Source organism: Paenibacillus humicola (assembly GCF_028826105.1).
In the GTDB taxonomy this organism is placed as follows: Bacteria; Bacillota; Bacilli; order Paenibacillales; family Paenibacillaceae; genus Paenibacillus_Z; species Paenibacillus_Z humicola.
This window is the reverse complement of record NZ_JAQGPL010000001.1, coordinates 2,146,908-2,171,809: the sequence shown is the minus strand read 5'-3', so window position 1 is coordinate 2,171,809 and position 24,902 is coordinate 2,146,908. Positions and strand designations below refer to the sequence as shown.

At 59.1% G+C, this 24,902-nt stretch carries 18 protein-coding genes; 5 read left to right on the top strand and 13 right to left on the bottom strand.

Annotated features, from left to right (window positions below; genetic code table 11):
* Positions 1–17 precede the first annotated feature (17 nt).
* The 7 genes from PD282_RS10050 to nth all read right to left on the bottom strand — a co-directional run bounded on the left by PD282_RS10050 (position 18) and on the right by nth (position 11,181).
* Positions 18–845 (bottom strand): GDSL-type esterase/lipase family protein, encoded by an 828-nt coding sequence (locus PD282_RS10050; protein WP_274650546.1) that lies wholly within the window; start codon positions 843–845, stop codon positions 18–20.
* A gap of 197 nt (positions 846–1,042) precedes the next feature.
* Positions 1,043–2,218 carry a formate-dependent phosphoribosylglycinamide formyltransferase gene (purT, locus tag PD282_RS10045; RefSeq protein ID WP_274650545.1) on the bottom strand — a complete coding sequence of 392 codons (1,176 nt, stop codon included), beginning with the start codon at positions 2,216–2,218 and terminating at the stop codon, positions 1,043–1,045.
* 183 nt (positions 2,219–2,401) lie between these two features.
* Positions 2,402–4,231 (bottom strand): ABC transporter ATP-binding protein, encoded by a 1,830-nt coding sequence (locus tag PD282_RS10040; protein WP_274650544.1) that lies wholly within the window; start codon positions 4,229–4,231, stop codon positions 2,402–2,404.
* Positions 4,228–6,015, bottom strand: coding sequence for an ABC transporter ATP-binding protein (locus PD282_RS10035; protein ID WP_274650543.1), 1,788 nt, complete (start codon positions 6,013–6,015; stop codon positions 4,228–4,230). Before PD282_RS10035 ends, PD282_RS10040 begins: the two co-directional genes overlap by 4 nt.
* A gap of 509 nt (positions 6,016–6,524) precedes the next feature.
* Positions 6,525–10,175 carry a dynamin family protein gene (locus PD282_RS10030; RefSeq protein WP_274650542.1) on the bottom strand — a complete coding sequence of 1,217 codons (3,651 nt, stop codon included), beginning with the start codon at positions 10,173–10,175 and terminating at the stop codon, positions 6,525–6,527.
* Between the two features lie 60 nt (positions 10,176–10,235).
* Positions 10,236–10,502, bottom strand: coding sequence for an NAD/NADP transhydrogenase alpha subunit (locus PD282_RS10025; RefSeq protein ID WP_274650541.1), 267 nt, complete (start codon positions 10,500–10,502; stop codon positions 10,236–10,238).
* Positions 10,503–10,521: 19 nt separating this feature from the next.
* Positions 10,522–11,181 carry an endonuclease III gene (gene nth, locus PD282_RS10020; RefSeq protein WP_420832353.1) on the bottom strand — a complete coding sequence of 220 codons (660 nt, stop codon included), beginning with the start codon at positions 11,179–11,181 and terminating at the stop codon, positions 10,522–10,524.
* 587 nt (positions 11,182–11,768) lie between these two features.
* Between nth and PD282_RS10015 the strand changes: the two genes are divergently transcribed.
* Positions 11,769–12,056 carry a HesB/YadR/YfhF family protein gene (locus PD282_RS10015; protein ID WP_274650539.1) on the top strand — a complete coding sequence of 96 codons (288 nt, stop codon included), beginning with the start codon at positions 11,769–11,771 and terminating at the stop codon, positions 12,054–12,056.
* A gap of 168 nt (positions 12,057–12,224) precedes the next feature.
* On the opposite strand, the gene PD282_RS10010 is transcribed toward PD282_RS10015, so the two are convergent.
* From PD282_RS10010 to leuC, 5 genes are all read right to left on the bottom strand, one after another.
* Positions 12,225–14,924 (bottom strand): S-layer homology domain-containing protein, encoded by a 2,700-nt coding sequence (locus tag PD282_RS10010; RefSeq protein ID WP_274650538.1) that lies wholly within the window; start codon positions 14,922–14,924, stop codon positions 12,225–12,227.
* 15 nt (positions 14,925–14,939) lie between these two features.
* Entirely contained in the window at positions 14,940–15,482 is a 543-nt protein-coding gene (locus PD282_RS10005; RefSeq protein WP_274650537.1) for a GerMN domain-containing protein, read from the bottom strand.
* Positions 15,483–15,492: 10 nt separating this feature from the next.
* The gene (locus PD282_RS10000; protein WP_274650536.1) at positions 15,493–17,046 is read right to left on the bottom strand and encodes an N-acetylmuramoyl-L-alanine amidase family protein; all 1,554 of its coding nucleotides are present in this window, start codon (positions 17,044–17,046) and stop codon (positions 15,493–15,495) included.
* A 168-nt stretch (positions 17,047–17,214) separates the two neighbouring features.
* Positions 17,215–17,808, bottom strand: a complete 594-nt coding sequence (gene leuD, locus PD282_RS09995) for a 3-isopropylmalate dehydratase small subunit (RefSeq protein WP_274650535.1) — start codon at positions 17,806–17,808, stop codon at positions 17,215–17,217.
* 54 nt (positions 17,809–17,862) lie between these two features.
* Positions 17,863–19,281 carry a 3-isopropylmalate dehydratase large subunit gene (leuC, locus tag PD282_RS09990; protein ID WP_274650534.1) on the bottom strand — a complete coding sequence of 473 codons (1,419 nt, stop codon included), beginning with the start codon at positions 19,279–19,281 and terminating at the stop codon, positions 17,863–17,865.
* Positions 19,282–19,443: 162 nt separating this feature from the next.
* Here leuC and PD282_RS09985 point away from each other — a divergent pair, with 162 nt between their 5' ends.
* A complete protein-coding gene (locus tag PD282_RS09985; RefSeq protein ID WP_274650533.1) occupies positions 19,444–20,361 on the top strand; it encodes a LysR family transcriptional regulator in 918 nt (305 codons plus the stop codon).
* Here PD282_RS09985 and PD282_RS09980 read toward each other — a convergent pair.
* A complete protein-coding gene (locus tag PD282_RS09980) occupies positions 20,355–21,152 on the bottom strand; it encodes a carbon-nitrogen family hydrolase (RefSeq protein WP_274650532.1) in 798 nt (265 codons plus the stop codon). The genes PD282_RS09985 and PD282_RS09980 overlap by 7 nt on opposite strands.
* A 126-nt stretch (positions 21,153–21,278) precedes the next feature.
* Here PD282_RS09980 and PD282_RS09975 point away from each other — a divergent pair, with 126 nt between their 5' ends.
* From PD282_RS09975 to proB, 3 genes are all read left to right on the top strand, one after another.
* The gene (locus tag PD282_RS09975) at positions 21,279–21,725 is read left to right on the top strand and encodes a hypothetical protein (protein ID WP_274650531.1); all 447 of its coding nucleotides are present in this window, start codon (positions 21,279–21,281) and stop codon (positions 21,723–21,725) included.
* A gap of 229 nt (positions 21,726–21,954) precedes the next feature.
* Entirely contained in the window at positions 21,955–23,145 is a 1,191-nt protein-coding gene (locus tag PD282_RS09970; RefSeq protein ID WP_274650530.1) for a pyridoxal phosphate-dependent aminotransferase, read from the top strand.
* A gap of 537 nt (positions 23,146–23,682) precedes the next feature.
* On the top strand, positions 23,683–24,804 hold the full coding sequence (gene proB / locus PD282_RS09965) for a glutamate 5-kinase (RefSeq protein ID WP_274650529.1): 1,122 nt from the start codon (positions 23,683–23,685) through the stop codon (positions 24,802–24,804).
* The last annotated feature ends 98 nt before the right edge of the window (positions 24,805–24,902 follow it).

Here is a 24,902-nt window from a genome sequence, read left to right as displayed (position 1 = left end):
GATAACCTCCTTCGATGCTAATTCAACGACTGGACAATACGCTCGGCGATTTGCTCGTAGCCGACGTGATTCGGATGAAAATGATCGGACGACAAATAGGTGCCGATCGTCTTCTCGAACAAATCGAAGGTCGGTACGATCGTCATGTTCGCATATTGATGCACCGCTTCGTACGCCTGCTCGTTCCACTTTTGCACCTCGATGCTGCCGGGGCGCAATTCCTTGACGTCGTAGAACGGGTTGTACAGTCCGACATACACGACCTGCGCGTTCGGATTGAGCTCATGCAGCGTCTTCAGCACCTGCTTCAGCCGGTCGATACCCTGCGGCAGCTCCTTCTTCAGCTTGTTCAGGTCGACCTCCCCGGTCGCTTCGCTGGCCGAGGTGCCCGTCGCGATTTGAAACAGGTCGTTGCCCCCGATCGTAAACAAAATCAGATTCGCCTGCGACACGGAGTAGCGGAAGCCTTTGTCGGACTGCAGCAATTTTGCCAATTGATCGGCCCGGAGACCGTTAATGCCAAGGTTATTGTTCAGCTTGACCGGGACTGAGGGCCATTTTTTCTGCAGCATCGCGATGACCTGCTTGACGTAGCCGTCGCCGGTTTCGTCCCCGGTCCCTTTCGTTAACGAGTCGCCGATTGCGGTCACGCGAATTTCGCTTGCATTTGCAAGGCCCGCCGCAGCCGGCGGCGCCGTCTGGGCGGGCTGCCCCTCGAACGCTTCGGCTTTCGGCCAAAGCATGTCCTTCACGGCATACCCGAACCCGAAAATCAGCAGCAGCGTCGACGCCAGCGCGGCAAGGCCAATCGTCTTCCATAATCCGTTCGATCGCTCCACGCGCATAGGTGTTGCTCCTCTCCTCCATCCGATATTTTCCGTTTCTTGGTAAGAATCGCTTGTAAAGCATCTCTCTTCAAAATAATGGTTTCCCGCACAATTTGCAAATTTCGCGGAAACGGCGCATGCGAAAAAGCCCGGCACCTTCGCCCCCCCGCATATACACGGGGGAGCGAGGGCCGGGCCGTTTCCTTCTTGCCGGCTTAATATTCGATTTTAAGCGAGGCGGCCGCCTGCGCCGCAAGCTCGCGCGCCTGCTCGACGTCGCCCGCCGTGCTCAGCGCGACGGCCATCCGGCGGCCGGGCTTCGTCACGGGCTTGCCGAATACGCGAACCTGCGTATTCGGCAGCGCCAGCGCCTGCTCGAGGCCGCCGATCCGAAACGATTCGGCATCCCGGTCCGCCTTGAGCGTATGCGACGCGCCGGGCGTCAGCAGCCGGATCGTCGGAATCGGGAAGCCGAGAATGGCGCGGACATGCAGCGCGAATTCCGACAAATCCTGCGTGACCATCGTCACCATTCCGGTATCGTGGGGCCGGGGGGACACTTCGCTGAACAGCACGCCGTCCGCGGTCAGAAACAGCTCCACGCCGTAAATGCCGCTGCCGCCGAGCTCGTCCGTGATCGCCTTGGCGATGGCCTGCGCGTCTTCGATCTGGCCGGCCGTCATGTCGTGCGGCTGCCACGATTCGATGTAATCGCCGTCCTTCTGGACGTGCCCGATCGGCGCGCAGAAGCTTGTCCCGGAGACGGAGCGGACGGTGAGCAGCGTAATTTCGGAATCGAAATGAACGAAGCCTTCGACGATGACGCGCTGCTTCTTCGCGCGGCCGCCATCCATCGCGTACTGCCAGCACGCTTCGATTTCCGCCTCCGAGCGGCAGACGCTCTGTCCTTTGCCCGATGAGCTCATGATCGGCTTGATAACACACGGCGTGCCAAGCTCGGCAACCGCGGCGCGAAGCTCGGCGAGCGAATCCGCAAACCGGTAAGGCGCCGTCGGCAGCCCCAGCGTTTCCGCGGCGAGGCGGCGGATGCCTTCGCGGTCCATCGTCAGCCTCGCCGCGCGGGCGGTCGGGACGACGCGATGACCTTCGCGTTCGAGCTCGACGAGCGTTTCCGTCGCGATCGCCTCGATCTCGGGCACGATCAAATCGGGCCGTTCGCTGAGAATCAAATCGCGCAGCGCAGCGCCGTCCAGCATATCGATCACATAGGAACGATGCGCGACCTGCATCGCCGGCGCGTCCGCGTAACGGTCGACGGCGATCGTTTCCACGCCGAGCCGCTGTGCCTCCATCACGACCTCTTTGCCGAGCTCTCCCGAGCCGAGCAGCATCATTTTGCGCGCTTGCGATGATAAGGGGGACCCATACATAAGAAAAAGAACCTCCTGGAAGTTGTTCGCGCCGCCTCCCGGGCCGGGATGTCTCCGCTATGGCGGATCCGTCCGCAGCGGCAGGCACGCTACGAATGCGCAGGCGAGGCGGACGTGTCAGCCTTCATGACAAGCGCAACGTTTTTCTTCCATTGTGGAGGTTCCTTCGCGAAAAAGCAAGATTCAAGCCGACAAAAAGCGATATTGCGCTTCGATCAAACCGCGGTACGTACCGCCGTGCCGCATCAGCTCGTCGTGGCTGCCCTGTTCGACGATCACGCCGTGGTCGAGCACTACGATCCGGTCGGCGTTGCGAATGGTGGAAAGCCGGTGTGCGACGATAAACGAGGTCCGGCCTTTAAGCAGCCTTTTGAGCGCTTCCTGGATTTTCAGCTCGGTCTCGGTATCGATGCTGGCCGTCGCTTCATCCAGAATAAGCACGCGCGGGTCGGCGAGCAGCGCCCGGGCGAACGACAGCAGCTGCCGCTGGCCCATCGACAAAATGTTGCCCCGTTCCTGAACCTGCGTCTCGTAGCCGTCCGGCAGGTCCATGATGAAATCGTGCGCGTCGACCGCCTTCGCCGCTTCTTCCACTTCCTCGTCGGTCGCGTTCAGGCGGCCGAACCGGATATTGTCGCGGATCGAGCCGGAGAAAATAAACGTATCCTGCAGCACGACGCCGACCTGCGAGCGAAGGCTCTCGAGCGTCACCTCGCGGATATTCGTCCCGTCGATGCGCACCGCGCCTTCCACCGGATCGTAGAACCGGCAGAGCAGGTTCATGATCGTGCTTTTGCCCGAACCGGTATGGCCGACAAGCGCGATCGTCTGTCCCGCCTTCACGTCAAGAGTAATGCCGCGTAAAGCGGGCCGGCCCTTCTCGTATTCGAAAATAAGGTTCTCGAACTTCACGTCGCCGCGAATAGGCGGCAGCATCCGCGCAACCGGGCCTTCCTGGACGGTCGGCTGCTCGTCGATAAACTCGAAAATCCGCTCCGACGACGCCATGGCGATCAGCAGCTGGTTGTACATTTGGCCGAGACGGTTGATCGGATCCCAGAAGTTGCCGATATAGTTCGCGAAGCCGACCAGAACCCCGACCGTAATCACCCGGTTCTGAATCAGGTGGGAACCGTACCAAAACAAAATGAGCATGCCGATAGCCGACGTCACCTCGATGATCGGACCGAACGCCTGGTTCATCGTGGACGCCTTATTCCACGCTTTGATGTTGATCGTATTGATATGGTTGAAGAAGCTGGCGTTCTCCTTCTCCTGCACGTAGGACTGCGTCACCCGCATGCCCTGGATCGCTTCGTTCAAATGCGCGTTGATGCGCGACTGCTTCATCCGCACGTCCTGCCAGGCGAAACGGATGCGCCTGCGCAGCGCCGTCGACACCAAAAACATGAGCGGGACGGTGATCATGATCGCAAGGCCCAGCTTGAAGTTCCATACGAGCAGAATGACCACGATCCCGACCAGCTGGATGCAGTCCATCAGCGAGTTAACGACTCCGTTCGTAAACAGGTCCTGCAGCGCGTTCACGTCGTTCGTGACCCTTACGAGCACCGAGCCCGCCGGCCGCTTGTCGAAGAAGCGGAACGACAGCTTCTGGATGTGGCTGAACAGATCGTGGCGCAGGTCGTAGATGACCCGCTGGCCGATGATGTTCGTGTATTTGATCCGGAACGTGTTGGCCGCCCATTGAATAAGATATAAAGCGAGCATAATGCCGCCGTACATATATAATTTCGAGAGGCTTGGCACGCCTCCCTGAGGATCGATCGCTTCGTCGATCGCCTTGATGACAAGCGCCGGTACGGCGAGCCTGGTCGCCGTTCCGAGCACCATCATCACCAGCACAAGCGGAATGACCTGCTTGCTGTACGGCTTCATGTACGTAAACAGACGCGCCATCTGCTTCCAGTTAAACGGTTTTTCGATCGCGTCGTCATCTTTATATATAAACCGCTCGCGGTTGTCGCTGCGAGCCGCCTGCTCCTTGCTCACTGTGCGACCCTTCTTTCCGCCTGCTCCGGTCTGGCGATGACGGGAAGGTCATCCGGCCGGTCGGCATACTGAATGTTGTACGTATCCTGATACGGACCCGGCGTGCGAATCAGCTCCTCGTGCTTGCCGCGCTGCACGACGCGGCCTTTATCCAGCACGATGATCTCGTCCGCATGGCGCAGGGAAGAGATCCGGTGGGCGATGATGAACGTCGTCCGTCCCGCCATAACTTCCTTGAAGCCCGCCTGGATTTCATGCTCGGTTTCCATATCGACGGCGCTCGTCGCGTCATCGAGAATGAGGATGTGCGGGTTGCGGATAAGAGCTCTCGCAATGGCGATCCGCTGCTTCTGGCCGCCGGAAAGCCCCATCCCCCGCTCGCCGACGATCGTATTGTAGCCTTCGGGCAGCTCCATAATGAAATCGTGCGCCTTCGCCAGCTTCGCCGCTTTGATAATATCCTCCATGGTCACGTCCTTGGCGCCGTATGCGATGTTGTCGCGGATGGAGCAGGAAAACAGGAACGTCTCCTGGAATACGGTCGCAATCTGCGTGCGCAGGCTGCGCAAATCGAGATTGCGGATATCGAGTCCGTCGAGCGTAATGCGGCCCTGTTTCACGATATATGCGCGCATCAGCAGCTGGATAATGGTCGATTTGCCCGAACCCGTTCCGCCCAGCAGTCCGATGACGGCCCCCGGCTTGGCGTCGATATTCAGCTCGGTCAGCGCCGGAGCTTTATCCGGATAGTGGAACGTCACGTTTTCGAACCTCACATGCCCCCGGACGTGCTTCTTGTCCACCACGACCGGAGCTTCGACGTTTTTGACATGGACGTATTCGTTAAACAGCTCGATCAGCCTCTCTCCGGCCGCTTTCGACTGCGTGTAGTTGTTGATTTGGAACCCGATATTCCACATCGGCCCGATAATGTACCAGACCATGCTGAAGAAAGCGACCAGCTCTCCGAGCGTCAATTTGCCCTTGATGACGAAGGTGCCGCCGACGACGAGCAGCACGACGACGCACAGGCTGGCGAGCAGCTCCATGATCGGGAAAAACTTGCCCCAAAGGCCGGACGCCCCGATCTGGTTCGATTTATATTCTTCGCTTCTTGCGGAAAATTTGTCGATTTCGTGCGATTCGCGGGCGAACGATTTCACGGTGCGGACGCCCGTAATATTTTCCTGGACGCTGGTCGTCAGGTTGCTCATCGCTTTGCGCATTTCTCGGAACGCGGGATGAATTCGTTTCTCGAACCGGACGGCGGTGAAGGCCAGAAACGGCATCGTGACAAACGTAATCAGCGTCAGCTGCCAGTTCATCCAGATCATCATAATCGCACCGAATATGATCATGAGGAACATATTCAAAATTTGCGCGAAGCCGAAGCCGATAAAGTTGCGGACCGCCTCCAGATCGGCCGTAAGACGGGACATGAGATCGCCGGTTTTGGCCGTGTCGTAATATTGAAACGACAACGTCTGCAGCTTGTCGTAACAGGCGTTGCGCAGCCGGAAGGCGACGCGGTTGCCGAGCCTGCCGCCGAAATAGCCGCTCAGGAAGGTCAGCGATCCTTTCAGCGAGACGACGCCGACGACGGACAGCGACAGAAGCGGCACCTTCTCAAAATTTCGGGGCGTAATGACATGGTCGATCAAGTACCTCAGCAGGTTCGGATACACCAGTCCGAGTGCCGTGGCGGTGATCAACGTCAAGATCGAGGCAATCATGCTTTTGCGTTCCGCCCAGTAAAACGGTTTGAGCTGCCTGAAGACGTCCAATGGGTTTCCCTCTCCTTGTTGCTATTTTGTGAACATGAATGAATAGTAACAGCATCAATAAGGTACGGCAAACGGAGCAGTTCCGCGTATAGTTGGCAGATTCCGCATCCTTTCCCATCCTGATGAAAAGTTAGGGGGTATTCTTCGATATCGTCTTGAATCATCGCCGATTTGCGCGTATTTCTCCGTTTTTGCACATTTGCCTCGCGTTTTTGCAAATTTATTTTCAAGCCCGACAATTGGACGGCTGTCGACGTCGATTTGGCGCTGAAGCAAGCTGCTTTCCTTCGATTGATAACGATACGAAAGCGAACGATTGATTTTCCTTACGAGCATGCAGAAACGGATGGCTCCGTCCTTCTTTTTGACGGTGAAACAAGGTGTTTTTCGCAAAAATAAAAGCCCGAAGGATACCCGGACTTTAACCCTCCACGGCCGCAGCAATAAAAAAAGCTTTAACGACCGGGCACATGTCGGTTAGCCCGAAGCCGTTAAAGCTTGATTTGACGTTACAGCGCGGACAGCTCGGCATGAAGCCGTTTGAGCTGCGCCAGCTCCTCATCGCCGGCATCCAGCGACGCCAGCTTGCCCCGCGCGAAAGCTTCGATATCCTGCCGCAGGACAGCGGCGCACGCCCGCATCGCGCCGTTCCACAATTCGGCGTACCGTACGCTCCACGCCGCTTCCGCCTCCGCAATCCAGCGCTGCAGCGGCTCCGCCAGCTTCCCTTCGAGCTCGCGCCTCAGCGCCGCTTTGCCTTCGCCTTCGAAAAAGTATCGAGGCGATTTAAAATGGCTCCACAGCCATTTGGCTTCGACGTTGTCCGCCGTCCAGGCGGGCAGCTCATCCGGCGTCGGCAGCTCGGCCGGCTTGAAGACGGAAGGCTCGAAGCCGGCGATCCGCCCGGCCGTTTCCTCCGCGGCGAGGCCGAAGCGTTTTGCGGCCAGCCGGTTCAGCGCATTGTCGAGGCGCAGCGAAGTCGCCTGCAGCTCCTGCGCCAGCTCGATCTGCAGCAGCCGCTGCAGCTCCAGCCAAGACGTCCATGTTGCTTTTCGCAAATCGCGCCCGTCGTCCTGCAGGGATGAAGGGTTAAAGGCGAAATTGTACAGGTCGCCGAAACGAAGCTGAACCCGCTGCAGCACGTAGAACAGCAGCTCCTTCAGCTCCTGCGCGAGCTGCGCGTTCGGCTCCGGCGCTTCCAGCCCGCCAGCCAGCCGGGCCGTCTCCTCTGCATCCTCCGCCAGCTTCCGCTTTGCCGCCTCGCGCGATGCCGCGTCTCCGGACGCCGCACGGATCCATTCCTCGATCGTCCGGCGGGCCCGCGTCAGCTCCTGCTCGGCGGAAGCGACGGCCAAGCTGCCCAAATCGCCGCGCGTAAAGTCAAGGAACGCGTCCTCGAAGGCCGTAATGCCGGAGCTGTCGACCGCTTCTCTGTCGCCGCCCAGCTTCCCGTCCAGCGCCTGCAGGCTGGAAACCGGGAACATGCGGGGAAACCGGATACCGTGCTGCTGCAAATTACGTTCCACATGCTCCAGCACTCCCTCCAGCTCTTCGGCACTTGCAGCGAGATCGGCTGCATTGACGATAAAAAACATTTTGTCGAGCTCGAATTGGTCCTTCACCCGCCCGAGCTGCATCAGAAACTGCCGGTCGGCTTGGGAGAACGCGTGATTATAATAGGTGACGAACAAAATCGCGTCCGCGTTTTTAATGTAATTGAAAGCGACGCCCGTATGCCGGGCGTTCACCGAATCCGCTCCCGGCGTATCGACCAGCACGATGCCTTCCGCGGTCAACGGATTGGCGTGATACAGCTCGATCTCGCTCACGAAGCAGGAACGCGATTCCTCCGCCACATAACGGCGGTATGCATCCGCGTCGACGAGAAGCCGCTGCCCGAGCATCGGTTCGTGCTCGCGCCAGCCGAGCGCCGCGGCCTTCAGGAAGCTGTAGTGCGGCCGGCCTCCGGCTTGGACGCCTTCCGGCGACAGCTTGCCGATCGCTTGCAGCAGCGCATCGGCATCGAGATTCGCCGCGTCTTCGCCCAGCAGCCCGAGCGAATAGCGCAGATCGTCCAGCATCGCCGCGCGCGGCTTCATGACGACCGCTGCCGTCCCGTGTGCCCCGTCGTCCGACGGCGGCACGATACGGTTCACCGCGGCGGTCGTCGGATTCGGCGATACCGGCAGCACCGGCTCGCCGAGCAGCGCGTTCGCGAGCGACGATTTGCCCGCGCTGAACGCCCCGAACAGCGCGATCGTAAAGCGGCTCTCGCCGAGCCGCTGCGCCTTGTCGCGCATGGCCTGCACCGCAGGGGCAAGCGCCGCGTGCGGCGCCAGCAGCGCCGCCGCGCGGCTGAGCCGGGCCGCGGCTTCGCGCTGCGGCCCGAGCGCGCCCGCGGCCGGCGCGGGCTGTGCCGCCGGCGCGGGCTGTGCCGCCGGCACCGCGGGCTCTGCCGCGGGCACAGCGGGCTGTACCGCCGGCGCCGCGGGCTGCGCAGCCGCAGGCGCCCCGCCGCCGGGCGCCTGCGGCTGCGGCAGCGCCGGGCGCGGCGGCGCGGGCGGCAGCAGCGCCGCCAGCCGCGCCAAATGCGCGGCCGCGCGCTCCGCCAGCGCGGCCAGCTGCGCCAGCGCCTCGGCTTGGGAGCCCAGCTCCCCAAGCCGCCGGCGCACGGGCGCCGCGGCGGCTTCGCCCGCCTCGGCGGCAAGTCCCGCCAAGCGGTCGATCCAAACCATCGCCCGCTTGCGGTACAGCGCCTTAACGTCCGCGGCAAGCTCGCGGCAGTAGGTCATCGTATACTCGCTGCCGAACACGGCTCCCGCATTGACATGTCCGAGCAGCCAGTCCGGCTCGATCTCGAAATGAATCGTTTCGGCCAGCTCGCGCTCCACCGCTTCGCCGCGCCAGCCGGCGGCGTCGGCCGCCTTGCGCAGCAAATCGTTCAAATGCCATTCGATCGCCGCGTTCGTCTGCGCCGCAAAATCGCTCCGGAACGCGGCCAGCCGCCGTTCGCGCTCCGCCGCCGTCTTCGCGCCGGCGAACAGCAGGCCCGCCTTGAAGCCGGGCCTGCGGCTTTCCAGAAACGACTGCGCCAGATCGCGCGTCGCCGCCGGCGTCACGATCGCGTTGTCAAGCAGGCTCTGCACGTCGTGCAGCAGGCGCGAGCGGACGGCTTCCGGCTCCGCTTCGACCGCCGCGAGCCGCCCGTGCAGCTCTTCCATCTCGGCACGTACGGCTTCCGCCGCCGTTTCCCCGCCGGCCGCCGCCAGCAGGCGCTGCCGCTCGGGTTCGTTTTTTTCTTCCATCCATTTGCCGTGCACCCGGATCAGGTGTCGGGCAGAGGCGTCGACGCTGCACGCCGCGAGCGGCTTCCGCAGCCCGGCCAGCTCCTGCAGCAGCCGTTCCAGCTCGCCCCATTCCGAATGCGGGTGGTCCGGCACCCGCAGCGACAGGTACAGGGTCCCGCTAGGCTCCAGATGCCAGTTTGCAAACGCCTCTTCCACGCTCCTGCGGTATTCGCCGAAGTCAAGCTCGCGGTCGCGGTGCTTGTCGATTTGATTCACGATCAAATAAAGCGGCTTTCCCCATTCCTTCAGCTGCTTGGCAAACGCGAAATTGATCTCGGACTGCACATGATTGTAATCCATCACGTAAAAGACGACATCGGCCATATGCAGCGCAGATTCGGTCGCCATCCGATGGGCCCCGTCCGTCGAATCGATGCCCGGCGTGTCGAGCAGCACCGTATGATCCCCGAGCCGGGGAATCGGATAGGAGAGCGAGATGGACTGAATCGTATCGCCGTCCTTGCCGTAATCGTTCACGCGTTCAACCGGAACCGCTTCCGTTACCGCCTTTCCGTCCGCCAGCTTGCAAATAACGGCTTGCGGCTTTCCGTTTGCGATCGTCACGACGTTCGCGCTCGTCGGAATCGGACTGGACGGCAGCAAGTCCGTGCCGCACAGCCGGTTCACCAGCGTCGATTTTCCCGCGGAGAAGTGACCGCAAAAAGCGACCGTCAGCTTGCCAGCCGCCAGTTTCCCTTGAAGCTCAAGAAGCCGCTCCGCATTGCGCCCGTCGCCGGAGGACGCCATAATCGGCGCCATTTGCTCCAGTGCGGACCCAAGCGGATGAGCGGCTGTTTCCAGTCGATGGCTCATCTCATTCTCTCCCTGTATCCCGGCCGTATTCTGCACCCGGCCTCTGTCCGAAAAAGCGGCTTATACCGCCTCGACGACCGGCAGGCAAATTTCAAATACGTCGCCGTGCTGCAAAATCGTCACGTTGCGCTCTTTTTCTTTCATCACGACAACCTCGGGCTTGATGCGCATGCGCTCGATATATTGCTCGGGCACATCGCCCGCGCCGCTGACCGTCACGCCTTCGATAACAAGCTCTTCATTCTCGCCGGGCGAAGCCTCGATTATCTGCTCGTAAATATCGGAAAACAACGCAAAATCCCTCGTGTAAACCGAAATGCATTTCATGCTGCGATCATCCTTTACTTTAATTTATTTTTTTCTTAGCTTTCCGGTTCCCGGCGGGTTTCATCCGTTTTTGCCCTTCTTTGCATAAATCAAGCAGCGGACAAACGGAACATTGCGGATTTTGCGCCTTGCAGTGATACCTTCCAAAAAAAATGAGCCTGTGGTGCGTATCCGTCCATTGATCGCGAGGCACGAGCTTCATCAGCTTCTTCTCCACTTCGAGCACGCTGTCGTCGGGCTTGGCGACGCCAAGCCTTTTGGATACCCGTTCCACGTGCGTATCGACGGCGATCGCCGGCACGCCGAAGGCGTTGGATACGACGACGTTGGCCGTCTTGCGACCGACGCCGGGAAGCTTGGTCAGCTCCTCGTGATCCCGCGGTACCTCGCCTCCGTACGACTCAATCAGCATCCGACACAGCTTCTGAATGTTGGCCGCCTTATTGCGGAACAGGCCGATACGCCGGATATCCTGCTCCAGCTCTTCAATCGGGACGCTCAAATAATCGGCGGGCGTCTTGTACTTGCGGAACAGATCGGCCGTCACTTTATTGACCGTTTCGTCGGTGCACTGCGCCGAGAGCAAAACGGCGATCGTCAGCTCGAACGGATTTTCGTGATTGAGCTCGCAATGCGCGTCCGGAAACATCTCGCCGATCACGCGCAAAATGTGCGTCATTCTCTCCTTCGCGTTCAACCGTCTCTCTCCCCCGTATGGGCTATCGAATCAAAGTGTAGCGAAAATTGTCACAAGAAGCAACTGAAAAACAGCCGAAATCAACGATTTTGGGGCGTTTTTTCATGAAAATTAACCGAAACGGCAAACAATTTTTCCGCATACAAAACGCCGGCGGCGTTGTATAATGAATAAAGCACATTGTTAGCGCTTTCATATTGCTTTCAGATTCTCACACCCTGGTCCGTGCTTCCGAAGCCCGTTTTGCTGCGAAGTCGTTCTTTGAAGCGTTCGCTTCACAAAACTTAAGCCTATGCTTCCGAAGCCAGTTTTGCTGCGAAGTCGTTTCTTGGAAGAGGCCGCTTCACAAAACTTAAGCCTATGCTTCCGAAGCCAGTTTTGCTGCGAAGTCGTTCTTTGAAGCGTTCGCTTCACAAAACTTTAGCCTACGCTTCCGAAGCCAGTTTTGCTGCGAAGTCGTTCTTTGAAGCGTTCGCTTCACAAAACTTTAGCCTATGCTTCCGAAGCCAGTTTTGCTGCGAAGTCGTTCTTTGAAGCGTTCGCTTCACAAAACTTTGAGGAGGGCGTGTATGAAAATTGTGGTTGCGCAGCCGGCTGCGCGCTGGTACAAGCAGGAAATGGAGCTGTGCGAGGGCGACAGCCTGCGCTTTTTTGTCCGCTTGGGCGGTCACGGCAGCGTTCAGCCGGGCTTTTCGCTCGGGGTGATGAAGGATACGCCCCGGTCGCCGGCGCTGAAGCAGGTCGTGGAAGGAATTTTGTTTTATATCGAAGAAGACAATGTCTGGTATTTGGAAGAAAAAGAGCTGCACGTCCATTATGACGAAAGCTTCGAAGATATCCGGTATGAACTGGTCTAAGTCAAGACCCGCAAGCCATCCTCGCTTATGCCGTCCTTGGCGCCGGCGGTTTCACACTTGCGCGAATTGGATCGAAGTAAGTTCCAAATAATATCGTGCCAAAATCAAAAAGGGACTGCACGAGCCGCACTTGGCTGCTCATGCCAGTCCCTTTTTTCTGCCTGCCGGTTAAGACGACTTTACGACTTCCAGCACAACGCCGTTATAGACATAAAGCGTCACACTGTCGCCGCTCATCAGCTGGCTGACCGAAATGGCGGCATTGCCCTGCGTATATTTCGTCGCCGCCGTCGTCTTGTACTGGTAATCCGAGTCGTTCAGGTTCGCGCGCTGGACCGATAACACGCCGCTAGCCGTATCGTATTTCCAAAACTTTTTGGACAAACCGGCAATGGCCGTTACGACCGTCTGGCCTCCGGCATCTTGATGAACCTCAACCCAGTCTCCGCTTTGAAGCGCGGAAGCCGAATTGCCGGTAACGCCGTTTTTATTAACCGTATAGGCCGTTCCAAGCGGCAGAACGGACGTGTTTCCGCTGCCGTCCGCGAGCGTCAGCGCATTCGTCGACACCGCGTTGATTTTGCCGATCGTAACCGCAACCGTTTGGAACGACGTCGGCGTCGAACCCGTATACGTCAGGCTGCCGGTTTGTCCGGCGACGAGGTTCGACAGTGCGATCGGATTGCCCTGCGCATCCGTGATCGCCAGCGATCCCGCCGCCCAATCGGAGGTTTGACCGCCGATATTCAGCGTCAGCTTGTTGTTAGCCGCATCGACGGCCGCGATCTGGGCTTGAACGGTGGTCTGCACCTGAATGGCGGATACTTTATCCTGCGTCGCATTAAGCAGCGCCGTCACCGTATCGCCCGGATTCACATCGGCCAGCGTGGCCGACGGATTGCCCATAATCTGAACGGCCGGATAGCTGTCCAGAGGAATCGTAAAGTTCGAGCCGTTCGACAGCAGAAGCGTCAGCTGGTTGTTCGTCCGGTCGAGCGTAACGACCTTGCCGGTATAGTTGAAGACGAACTGGACGGAGACCGCCTTGCCGTTCGTGAAGCCGATCGTAACTTTACGGTTTTTAGTAAATAGGCTTTCCGCCGCTGACAGTGTAAGCATGTTGCCGTTATAATCGATTTTTGTCGCGTCTGAAAGTGTTACGGCCAGCGCATTTCCATTATCATCATTTACTAACAAGGCATTTGTATCGGGATCGAAGTAGACGATCGAAGCCCCGTTCATCTGCTGGACCTGGCGGTTCAGTACTTTGATCGACGAAACCTTGCCCTGATCGTCAAGCGACAGCTGGACCTGATCGCCCGCAGACAGATCGGCGATGCTCGTACCCGTCAGCCCGTTGATCTGAACCGTAACCGCATCCGCCAAAAATTTTGCTTCCAGCGCACTGCTCCCGTCCCTCGTATAGTTGACCGTCTTCGTGTCGGTGCTGATGGAGACGAGCTTGCCGGTAATCGTTTTGGCCGACGTCATCTGAATCGTAATCCGGGTCACGACGCTGTTGTCGACGTCGAACGCAATCGTATCGCCGGTTTGAATTTGCGAAAGTCCGCCCGTCAGCAGCGTCCCCTGCCAAACGATATCCGCCCGCGGCGAGACGTTCAGCGTCTCTGCCGTTCCGCTGGCGCTATCGGTAATCGTGACGGTGCCGCCCGTTTGGTCCACGCCCGTCACGACGCCTTGACCCGATTTGTTAACCGGCGCGGACTGCACGGTAACAGCAACGGCCTGCGGCTGCGGACGGTAAGTGTCCTGCTGCACCTCGATATTGCTGTCCTTCACGAGGGAAGAGAGCGGAATGGAGGCGCCGGATGCGTCCGTTGCCGTCAGCTTGCTGTCGTAAATAACGGAAACCGGCTCATCGCCGACCCACATCCACAGCTTGTTCTCGCTCGGTACGATGCGGTCGAAGGTGCCGTCTATTTTTTTGACCTGCTGTTCTCCGTCAAGCTGCTCGATATACAGCGCCTGGTTCCCGTTTGCGATAACGTCAACCTTCGTATTTGGATCAAGCTTGTCGAGAGTCGTCGGTTTATCCGAATCGTAGCGGTATACATACGTGTCGTCCGCAACGTCAAAAGACGTTTCCGCGCTATTCGCGTACACGGAAACGGAGTTTTCGTCTTCGCCGGAAAGGACGCCAGTCGTCTCGCCCGGATATTGAACCGGGTACTGGCTTTCCGCCCGGCTGAGCAGCGTCGCCATGGCCGCCCTCGTGATCGGGCTTTGCGGCTCGAACGTATCCGGCGTTACGCCGTTAACGAGCTTCAGCGAAACGGCGGCGTTGATATAGCCTGCATAACCGTCGTCGATTTTGCCTTTGTCGGAGAAAGCTGCCGGCGACGCCGCCAGGCTGTCCGCCAGCGACGTCTGGCCGATTGCCCGTACGATCAGCTTCGTGATCCACTCCCGGGACGCCTTGCGCTCGCCCCATGGAGAAGACGGATTTTGTTCGGCGAGCTTGAATTCCGTGTTCTGGTCGATCAGGTTAAGCTGCAGCGCGAGCACGACGTACGGTTTGAAAAAATTGTCGACCTTGAACGAGTCCGGAAAAACGATGGCATTATCCTGCTGGACGTCGGCTTCCTTGTCCATGAAGCGGAGCACCATCGTGATCGCTTCCTGCTGGGTAATGTTGTCGTTCGGCATAAATTTTCCGTTGTTCCCCTGCACGATACCTTGCAGCGAAAGCTTAAGAATCGGCTTCGCGGCCCAGTGGCTGGCTGGCACGTCGGTAAACCCTCCTGCGGCGGCTGCCGAAGCGGACGGAACGCCGGCGATAACGCCGCCCGAAAGAAGTGAGAAAACGACGGCTGCCGCCGCCGTTTTGAACCATTTGCTGTGCTGCATGCGTTAAGCTCCCCTTTACGGTTTCATAATCGGATGGTCCAATTCGTCGTGTCCCATCAGGCTGTCGACTTTCGCTCCGTCGACGAGGAGATCGATCGATTTGACATCGTCGAACTGAAACATCGTTTTCTCGATCGCTTGAAGCGCCAAATCTTCTCCCGGCGCGCCGAGACGGGCTTCGTTCGGCAAATGGAGATCGAACACAGCCGCGCCGTCTTCGATTTTGACGCTCAGCAGCTGAACGTGCTTCCAAAGGGAAATGAGGTCGGTCGGGCTCGCCTGAAGGGCGGCGAAGGCTGCTTCAAGCTTCGTCTTGTCATCCGCAAAGCGGATTTCCGCCTTCTGCTCTTTCAGATCGGTCAAATCGTCATCGGTGAAATAGACGCTGATCTGCTCGGATTTGTCGGCCGTCCCCTCCCCGGCTCCGCTCCTCTGCTGCGTCGATTCTGCGCCCGCCAGCGGCTTCGCACCTTCTTTCGTCCCGCAGCCGGCAAGCGCCGCCGCGATCACCAGAGCTGCCGCGGCCAGAAGGAAGCGGGGAGTCGCTTGGTGTTTCATGGGCATCCTCCTAGGTCAGGTTTAAATATTCTTTAATGCCCGCGACGATTTGTTCGGCGATTTTCTCCTGCTTCGCATCGTCGAACATAACCGACGCGTCGCCGGGATTGGTCAGGTAGCCCGATTCGAGCAGGACGGCCGGCATCGTCGTTTTTTTGATGACGACAAAATTGGCCTGGCGCACGCTGCGGTCCGGGAATCCGGTCCCCATGACAAGATGCTTTTGCATGATATTCGCCAAATTAACGCTGTCGGGACGGCAGTAATACGTTTCCGATCCGGATACGCTTGATTTGTCGATCGAATTGCCATGAAGCGAAATAAATACGTCCGCTTTCAAATCGTTCGCGAATTTCGCCCGGTCGTCCAGCTCGACGAACGTGTCGTCCGTTCTTGTCAGGTAGCCCTGGAGCATCGGTTCCTTGTCGAGCAGCGCCTTCACCTTGAGCGCGAGCGCCAAATTATATTCCTTCTCGTTGCGGCCGTTCACAGCCAGCGCGCCGGGATCCTTGCCTCCGTGTCCGGGGTCGATCACGATTTTATAAGCCCCGGGGGGCTTGTCCGAAGCCGGCACGACCGGAGGCGTCGCCGGTCCCGTTGCGCCGAGCAGATCGACGCGCAGCGCGCCGTTATCGTTCACGACGTTATATTGGGTCGGCGCCGACAAGTCGAACACGACGCGGATGGTCGAAGGGTTGTCCGAATAAAGCGAATACCGAATCCCCTTCAAAGTCGGATGGGAATCGATCAGGATTTGCCCCATCAGCGTGCCGGTCATCGTGAAGCTTGGCGAAAAATCCGCGGCAAACGCCGTATCCGGCAGATCGATGACGAGCCGGTCCGGATTCGTCAGCACCTGCGTTTTGACTTGGGGCGCATCGCCGGCATAAGGCAAATAGACGCTGCTCAGCCCGTCATATTGAATCCCTTTGAGCTGTACGGTATCCCCGTTTGCATCCGGGACGTCAGCATTTCCGCCGCCGCTGCCGTCTGCGGGAACTGAGGTGCCGCCGTTCGTTCCGGAGCCCGAATCGGACCCGCCGCCCGGTACCGAAGAATTCCCGTTCGAGGACGAGTCGTTTGGAGCCCCCGGCGATGTATTGCTCCCGCCTGCTCCCGCTGCGGGTGGCGATGCCGCTTTCTGATACAAAAACACCGATTTGGTTTGTTGATCCCAGTAAACGCTGAGACCGAATTGTTCACCGACAAAACGAAGCGGAACAAGCGTGAGCGACTGCTTGATGACCGGCGGCGCGCTCAGCGCTGCCTTCTGGCCGTCGACAAGTGCGGTTTTGCTGCTGATTGTCAGCTGCATGCTCGTCTCGCCGTTAAAAATGGTGACGTTCGGCGATTTCCACCCGACGCTGAAGCCGAGTCCTTCGGAGATGGTGCGGATCGGCACAAAGGTTGTTTGTCCGATCAGCATAGGCTCGGCGGACGATTGCAGCGGCTTGCCGTTCAAATAGAGCGCCGGCGTAGGGGGGGCCGCTGCGCCGGCGACAAGGGACGGAAAGATGGAAAAGAGCAGGAATAGCAGCATTACAGCGGTTACAAACTTCTTCATCATTCACCTCGATGACTGGTTTTTCGCGGGCATTCGCGCAGGGTGCCAACACATATTTATATAGACGCGCCATGTCAGAAAAAGTTGCGATTTGAGGAAAATTGTTACTCCCCGCCCAGGCACAAAAAAAAGCCCCGGCGAATGCCGGGGCCTGCGGCTTGAATCGGATCAGAACGCAACGCGGCTGGCTTCGTACGCGGAGATTTTGTCCTCGTGCTGAAGCGTCAGGCCGATGTCGTCCAGACCGAGCAGCAAAAACTGGCGGCGGTGCTCGTCAAGGTCGAACGAGATCTCGAGTCCCGCGCCGTCGTTGATTTTGTTGTTTTCCAGGTCGACCGTCAGCTCGTAGCCTTCGTTCGCTGCCGTGCGCTGGAACAGCTCTTCCACCTGTTCTTCGCTCAAACGAATCGGCAGGATTCCGTTCTTGAAGCAGTTGTTATAGAAAATATCGGCGAAAGACGGTGCGATCACAACCTTGAAGCCGTAGTCGAGAATCGCCCACGGCGCGTGCTCGCGGGAGGAGCCGCAGCCGAAATTCGCGCGGGAAATCAGCACCGAAGCGCCTTTATAGCGCGGCTGGTTGAGGCTGAAATCGGCAATTTCGTTCCCCTTTTCGTCCCACCGCCACTCGAAAAACAGAAATTGGCCGAAGCCGCTGCGCTCGATGCGCTTCAGAAATTGTTTCGGAATAATCGCGTCCGTATCGACGTTTACACGGTCAACCGGGGCGACAAGCCCCGTCAGCTTTTTGAATGCTTCCATTTGATTCGAACTCCTCTCGGGTTGCCTGTCGTTATCTGCTTCAGCGCGCAGGGATCAGCTCATCACTTCGGTTTTGAAGGTCCAGCCGCGCACGTCCGTAAATTTGCCTTTGATCGCCGCTGCGGCAGCCATGGCCGGCGATACGAGATGCGTACGTCCTCCGCGGCCCTGACGTCCTTCGAAGTTCCGGTTGGACGTCGACGCGCAGCGCTGCCCGGGCTGCAGAACGTCCGGATTCATCGCCAGGCACATCGAGCAGCCGGCGTCGCGCCATTCGAAGCCCGCTTCGACGAAGATTTTATCGAGGCCTTCTTTTTCGGCCTGAAGCTTGACGCGACCCGATCCGGGAACGACGATCGCCGTCACGCGGCTGTCGACCTTATAGCCCTTTGCCACTTCCGCGGCGGCGCGAAGGTCTTCGATCCGGCCGTTCGTGCAGGAGCCGATAAAGACATAATCGATTCCGATTTCGCTCATCGGCGTGCCGGGCGTCAGCCCCATATATTCCAGCGCCTTCTCGGCGGCCTTGCGCTCGTTCTCCGTCGCCATATCGGCCGGATTCGGCACGTTCCCCGTGATGTCGGCACCCATGCCCGGGCTCGTGCCCCACGTGACTTGAGGAATGAGCGAATCGACGTCGAATTCGACGACTTTGTCGTAGGCGGCGCCTTCGTCGGTCGCAAGCTGCGACCATATCTCGACGGCGCGGTCGAACGCTTCCTCTTTCGGCGCGTATTCGCGGCCGCGGAGATATTCGTATGTCGTGGCATCCGGAGCGATCAGGCCGGCGCGCGCGCCGCCTTCGATCGACATGTTGCACACCGTCATGCGCTCTTCCATCGAAAGTGAACGGATCGCTTCGCCTGTATATTCGAGCACGTAGCCCGTTGCGAAATCGGTGCCGTATTTGGCGATGACGCCGAGGATAAGGTCCTTCGCCGTTACGCCCGGCTTGCGCTTGCCGACGAAACGAACTTCCATCGTTTTCGGCTTCGCCTGCTGCAGACACTGCGTCGCCAGCACGTGCTCGACCTCGGAGGTGCCGATGCCGAACGCCAACGCGCCGAACGCGCCGTGCGTGGAGGTGTGGCTGTCGCCGCAAACAATCGTTTTGCCCGGATGCGTGAGGCCGAGCTCAGGCCCCATCACGTGGACAACCCCCTGATCGATGTTGTTCAAATCGAACAGCTTTACGCCGAAATCCTCACAGTTTTTCGTCAGCGTGTCGACCTGCTGCTTCGAGATCGGATCGGTAATGTTGAACCGGTCCTTCGTCGGCACGTTATGGTCCATCGTCGCGAACGTCAGGTCCGAACGGCGAACCTTGCGGCCCGTCAAGCGCAGCCCTTCGAACGCCTGCGGAGACGTCACCTCGTGCACGAGATGAAGGTCGATGTACAAAATGCTCGGTTTGCCGGCTTCGGCATGAATGACATGATTGTCCCAAATCTTTTCAAACATTGTTTTCGCCATCGAAAAAGTCACCCCATAAGTTCAATTCGTCGTGCTCTAGTAAAATCGATACAAACATCATAGCATTTCTTTCTTCATTGAACCAAGATATAATTTCTATAAAAGCCATAGGTATGACCTATGAAGGCCGTTTCGGAACAAACGCTTACTAGGAGGCGCCGCATGGAATTCCGCCAACTGCAGTACGTCATTCAAATCGCAGCCGAAAAAAATTTTTCGCGCGCGGCCGAGAAGCTGCATATCGCCCAGCCGTCTCTCAGCCAGCAGCTTTCCAAGCTGGAGAAGGAGATCGGCGTCCTGCTTTTCCGCCGTACGACCAATTCGGTCGAGCTGACGCACGCCGGCTCCGTCTTCGTCGAGAAAGCGCAGACGATACTCGACAGCGTCGAGCAGCTGAAACAGGAGCTGGACGACCTCGCCCATATGCGAAAAGGAAGGCTTGTCGTCGGCAGCCTGCCGATTACCGGCTCGCACGTGCTGCCGCTCGTGCTGCCCGTATTCGGGCAGCGATACCCGGAAATCGAGGTCGTGCTGATGGAGGACAGCTCGTCCCGGCTCGAGCAGCTGACGGCCAGCGGGCAGACCGACCTGTGCCTCCTGTCGCTCCCGCTGCAGGAGCCGACCTTAACCTGGCAGCCGCTGATCGAGGAGGAAATCTGCCTGGCCCTGCCGCCCGGCCATGCGCTTGCCGAACGCGGCCTCCCCGTGCCGATCGCCGAGCTGTCGTCCGAACCGTTCGTCATCTTGAAGAAAGGCCAGGGCTTCCGCCAAATCGTGCTCGAGCTGTGCGGAAAATCCGGCTTCGAGCCGCGCATCGTGTTCGAAAGCGGCAATATCGAAACGGTGCAGTCGCTTGTCGCGGCGGGCATGGGCATCGCGTTCGTACCGAAGATGGTGACGCGCGCCAAATGGACGGAGCTCGCTCCGGTTTATGTGCCGCTCGCCGAGTCGCCATCGCGCACGCTTGTCGCCGCAAGCCGCAAAGGCCGCTATCTGTCGAAGGCGGCCGAAGCGTTTATCGATACGATGAGAGAAACGGTGGAGCGCCATTTCGGCGCCGTCCGCGAAAAACGTCAATAAAGCGAAGGCCTGCGGTCCTCGAACACCGGGATTTTCGCCCGCACCGCTTCGACCTGGGACAGGTCGATTTCGGCGCGGAGAATCGTTTCGTCTTCGCCCGCCTCGGCGACGATTTCTCCCCAGGGATCGATCACGAGCGAATGGCCGAAAAACGCGGTTCCGCCGCTTTCGCCCACCCGGTTGCAGGCGATCACGTACATCTGGTTCTCGATCGCCCGGGCCGTCAGCAGCGTCCGCCAATGATGAAGCCGCGGATGCGGCCACTGCGCGGGCACGAACAGCGCCTTGGCGCCGTCGAGCGCCAGCCTGCGGGCGAGCTCCGGAAAACGGATATCATAGCAAATCATAAGAGCGGCTTCCGCCCCTGCTACCGTCATTCGGCCGATTTTTCCGCCGGGCTGCAGATGCTTTTCTTCGTCCATCAATCGAAAAAGGTGGATTTTGGAATAATCGGCCGCTAGTTCGCCGTCCGCTCCGAACGCAAAAATCGTGTTGTATACGCCGTCCGCTCTGCCCTCAGCGATCGAGCCGCCGATCACCTGAATCCCGTGCTTGGCGCTGAACGCCGAAAGCAGCTTTTTCGTCCGTTCCCCGTTCCGGTCGGCAATGCGGCCGATCTGCTCCAGCGCATAGCCGGTATTCCACATTTCAGGCAGCATGACCAGATCGGGCTTGACCGGTCCTTGCGCGGCTTCCTCGAGCCTTTGCTCCAATCGGGCAAAATTAAGATCCGGATGCCCCGCATCGACGTGCATCTGCACGAGTGCAAGGCGCAGCTTGTCGTCCGCCATTCCCAGTCCCTCCGTCCAAAAAAGCATAAGTTGAATGTTTTCCCTAATCATAACGCCTCATGGAACCGTGTCAAGATGGGAACCGTAACGGGGAACACATTCTGCATCTATAGAAGGAGAAGCGAAATGATCAAGGCAAAATGGATTCCGCTTATCGTCCTGGTCTGTCTTCTGACCTTGCCTTTCGGCGCGGCCGGCGCGCTGCAGCGGCAAACCGGGGGCGAAGAGATGCGGCCCGTTCAAGTCTTCGACGTGGAGGCGGGCAAGGTCGTCAAGTCGGTGCCGAACAGCGAGCAGTACCAGGGCTTCGCCCGGGAATGGCTCGGCTCGGTAACCGGACTGGCGCCGCAGCTTTCGCCGGGGGACAAATGCGGCTTCGTATACCGCATACCGCTTACGCTTCCTTATACGGTCAGAACCGGAGAGCTGACGGTGCGGACCTCCGACGTCTTTCTGTTCTATTGTCCCGGCAAGCCGAAGCTTCTGCTGATTTTTGACGAAGAGCGCAAGCCGTATCTGCTTCAGTTCAAAGCCGATATCGAGCCTTTCGTGAAGACGATCGGACTGCCGTAAAAAAGCAGGTCCGGATACCGGCACATGTTTGGCGCTGCGCCGCGCGGCTTAACCGTTTCCTGCACTCGACACTGCGGCGGAATCATGCTACATTAGGCATAATCGCAAGGAGCGGAATTTCCGATCGACGAACTTGCCTATGGGGTGAACAAGCATGCCGCTCCGTCCTGCATGAAATCAGGATTAGTATGAACCGGCGGCGCAGCAAACATGTGGAGTGATGGTAGCGATGGAACAGACGAAATCGTTCAAAATTGACCCGGCGAGCCGGATGACGGGCTTGCCGAAGCAGTTTTTTGCCGATCTGACGCGGAAAGCCGCCGCGCAGGCCGCCAAAGGGCGGGACGTGATCAACCTCGGGCAGGGAAATCCCGATTTACCGACGCCGCCGCATATTGTGAAGGCGCTTCAGGAGGCCGCGACGAACCCGGTTTATCACCGTTATGCCCCGTTCAGCGGCTTCCTTTTTCTGAAGGAAGCGATTGCGCGGCGATACAAAGAGGATTACGGCGTGGAGCTCGACCCCGAGAAGGAGGTCGCGATTCTGTTCGGCGGGAAAACCGGCCTGGTCGAAATCAGCCAATGCCTGCTGAATCCCGGCGACGTCTGCCTCGTGCCCGATCCCGGCTACCCGGATTATTGGTCGGGTATCGCGCTGGCCGGAGGCAGGATGGAATATATGCCGCTCACGGCGGCAGGCGGTTTTCTGCCGGATTACGATGCGATTCCGTCCGGCATCGCCGATAAGGCGAAGCTGATGTTCGTCAATTATCCGAATAACCCGACCGGGGCCGCGGCGGGACCCGATTTCTACAAACGCACGGTCGAGTTTGCATCCCGGCAAGGCATTGTCGTCGCCAGCGATTTCGCGTATGGAGCAATCGGTTTCGACGGCGTGCAGCCGGTCAGCTTTCTGCAGACGCCGGGCGCGAAGGAAATCGGCGTGGAATTTTATACCTTGTCCAAATCGTACAACATGGCGGGCTGGCGGGTCGGCTTTGCGCTGGGCAACGCCGAGATCGTCTCGCTCATCAATTTAATCCAGGATCATTATTACTGCAGCCTGTTCGGCGGCATTCAGGCGGCGGCGGCCGAAGCGCTGACCGGGTCGCAGGCGTGCGTCCGCGAGCTGGCCGCGACATACGAACGGCGCCGCGACGCCCTGTTCGCCGCGCTGGCGTCTATCGGCTGGCAGGCCGAAAAGCCGGGAGGCTCCTTCTTCTGCTGGCTGCCCGTGCCCAATGGGCACACCTCCGCATCGTTCGCCGACTTGGCGCTGGAGAAAGCCGACGTCGTCATCGCCCCCGGAATCGGGTTCGGCACACACGGCGAAGGCTACGTGCGACTCGGCCTGCTGGCGCCGGAAGCGCGCCTTGAAGAAGCGGTCGGCCGCCTCGGCAGTCTCGGGCTGTTCGGATAAACGGCGGCTTGCCGGCGCCCGACTCGCCGTTGACGGAAAAGCTTCCGGCAAATGCGCCGCATTCGTTCGGGGCTAACGCATAATCGGCTGCGAGTTTTGTCCTGCTGACGCGGATGGACTGCGAGGCGGGGCATCGGTGAAGCCACCTGGTCCCGTCTGCCAAACACACCGAGCAACGCAGGGCTTCACGCCCCGTTCAATCTTTACAGGTCGCCGCCGAACATGATATGCTTGAAGCAATTGAACACCAACGTGATGACGGGACCAGTACGGCTGGAGCTGCCGCGACCAGAGAGTAAATTTCGATCGGCTGAGAAAATTTACCGCGGAGCCAGAAGGAAACCCACCCCTGAACGGCCGGCGATGAGCCGGACAGCGCCTGCTGTTATCAGGTCCATGAAGCGGAAGCGGCAATGGCTGCACGTCTGGCATCCTGCCGCTTTAATAAAGGTGGTATCGCGGAAGTCGCACTTTCGTCCTTTTTAACAGAAGGACGAAAGTTTTTTTATTTTCGGGAAGCGGAAAGGAAATGGCGTTATGGCAGATCGGATCGTAGTCAAAATCGGCAGCAGCTCGCTGACCTCGGACGAAGGCGGACTGAACCGGGAGCGGATCGAGTTTTTCGCCCGCGAGCTCGCTGCGCTGCACGAAGCCGGCTATCAGGTGCTGCTTGTCACTTCCGGCGCGGTTGCCGCGGGCTTCCGCCGGATCGGCTACAAGGCAAGGCCGAAGCTGGTGCACGAGAAGCAGGCCGCGGCGGCCGTCGGTCAGGCGCTGCTGATGCGGGCGTATCAGGAGGCGTTCGGCGCTTTCGGCGAAGAAGGCGGCATCGGCGTTGCGCAAATTTTGCTCACGCGCGCCGATTTCTCGAATCGCAGCCGCATCCAGAACGCGCTGATGACGATTGAGGAGCTGATGAAGCAGCGGACGCTGCCGATTATTAACGAGAACGATACCGTCTCGACGGACGAACTGGCGCAGAAATTCGGCGATAACGACAAGCTGTCGGCGCTGGTGGCAAATCTCGTCAAAGCGAAGCAGCTGCTGATTCTGACGGATACGGACGGCCTCTATACCGAGGATCCCCGCAAAAATCCGGCGGCGGGACGCATCGACCGCGTCGGCCAGATCACCGACGACATCATGCGGATTGCCGGCGGCGCGGGCTCTTCGGTCGGCACCGGCGGCATGCGCTCCAAGATCGAAGCGGCGCGCATCGCCATGCGGGGCGGCGTCCCCGCATTCGTCGGGCGCGTCGCCGAGCCGGACGATCTCCGCCGGGCCGTGCTCGGCGACGGCAAAGGCACCTATTTCGATACGAGCCTGCACAACCTCCCGATGAAAAAGCAGTGGGTCGGCTTTCATTCGCTGCCCCAGGGCAAAATCGCCGTCGACGAAGGCGCGGAAGAAGCGCTGCTGCATGGGGGAAAAAGCCTGCTGCCCGCGGGCATCCGGCACGTCGAAGGGGATTTTCATCCCGGCGACGTCGTCGAAGTCGTCAATCTGCGCGGACAAACGATCGGCCGCGGCGTCGTCAATTATGCCGTCTGGCAAATTCAGGCCGTTGCCGGTCTCGGCACCGATGAGGTGCGCAGACGCGTCGAGGTCGGACGGATTGAAGTCATCCACCGCGACGAATGGGTCACGCTGGAGGCTTGACTACGAACCGGACGGGCGGTGCTGCGACTCGTTTCAATGCAATCCAATCCCCGGCGCTCAATATTGCGTTTCTTACAAAACGCTTAGGAGGGAATTCA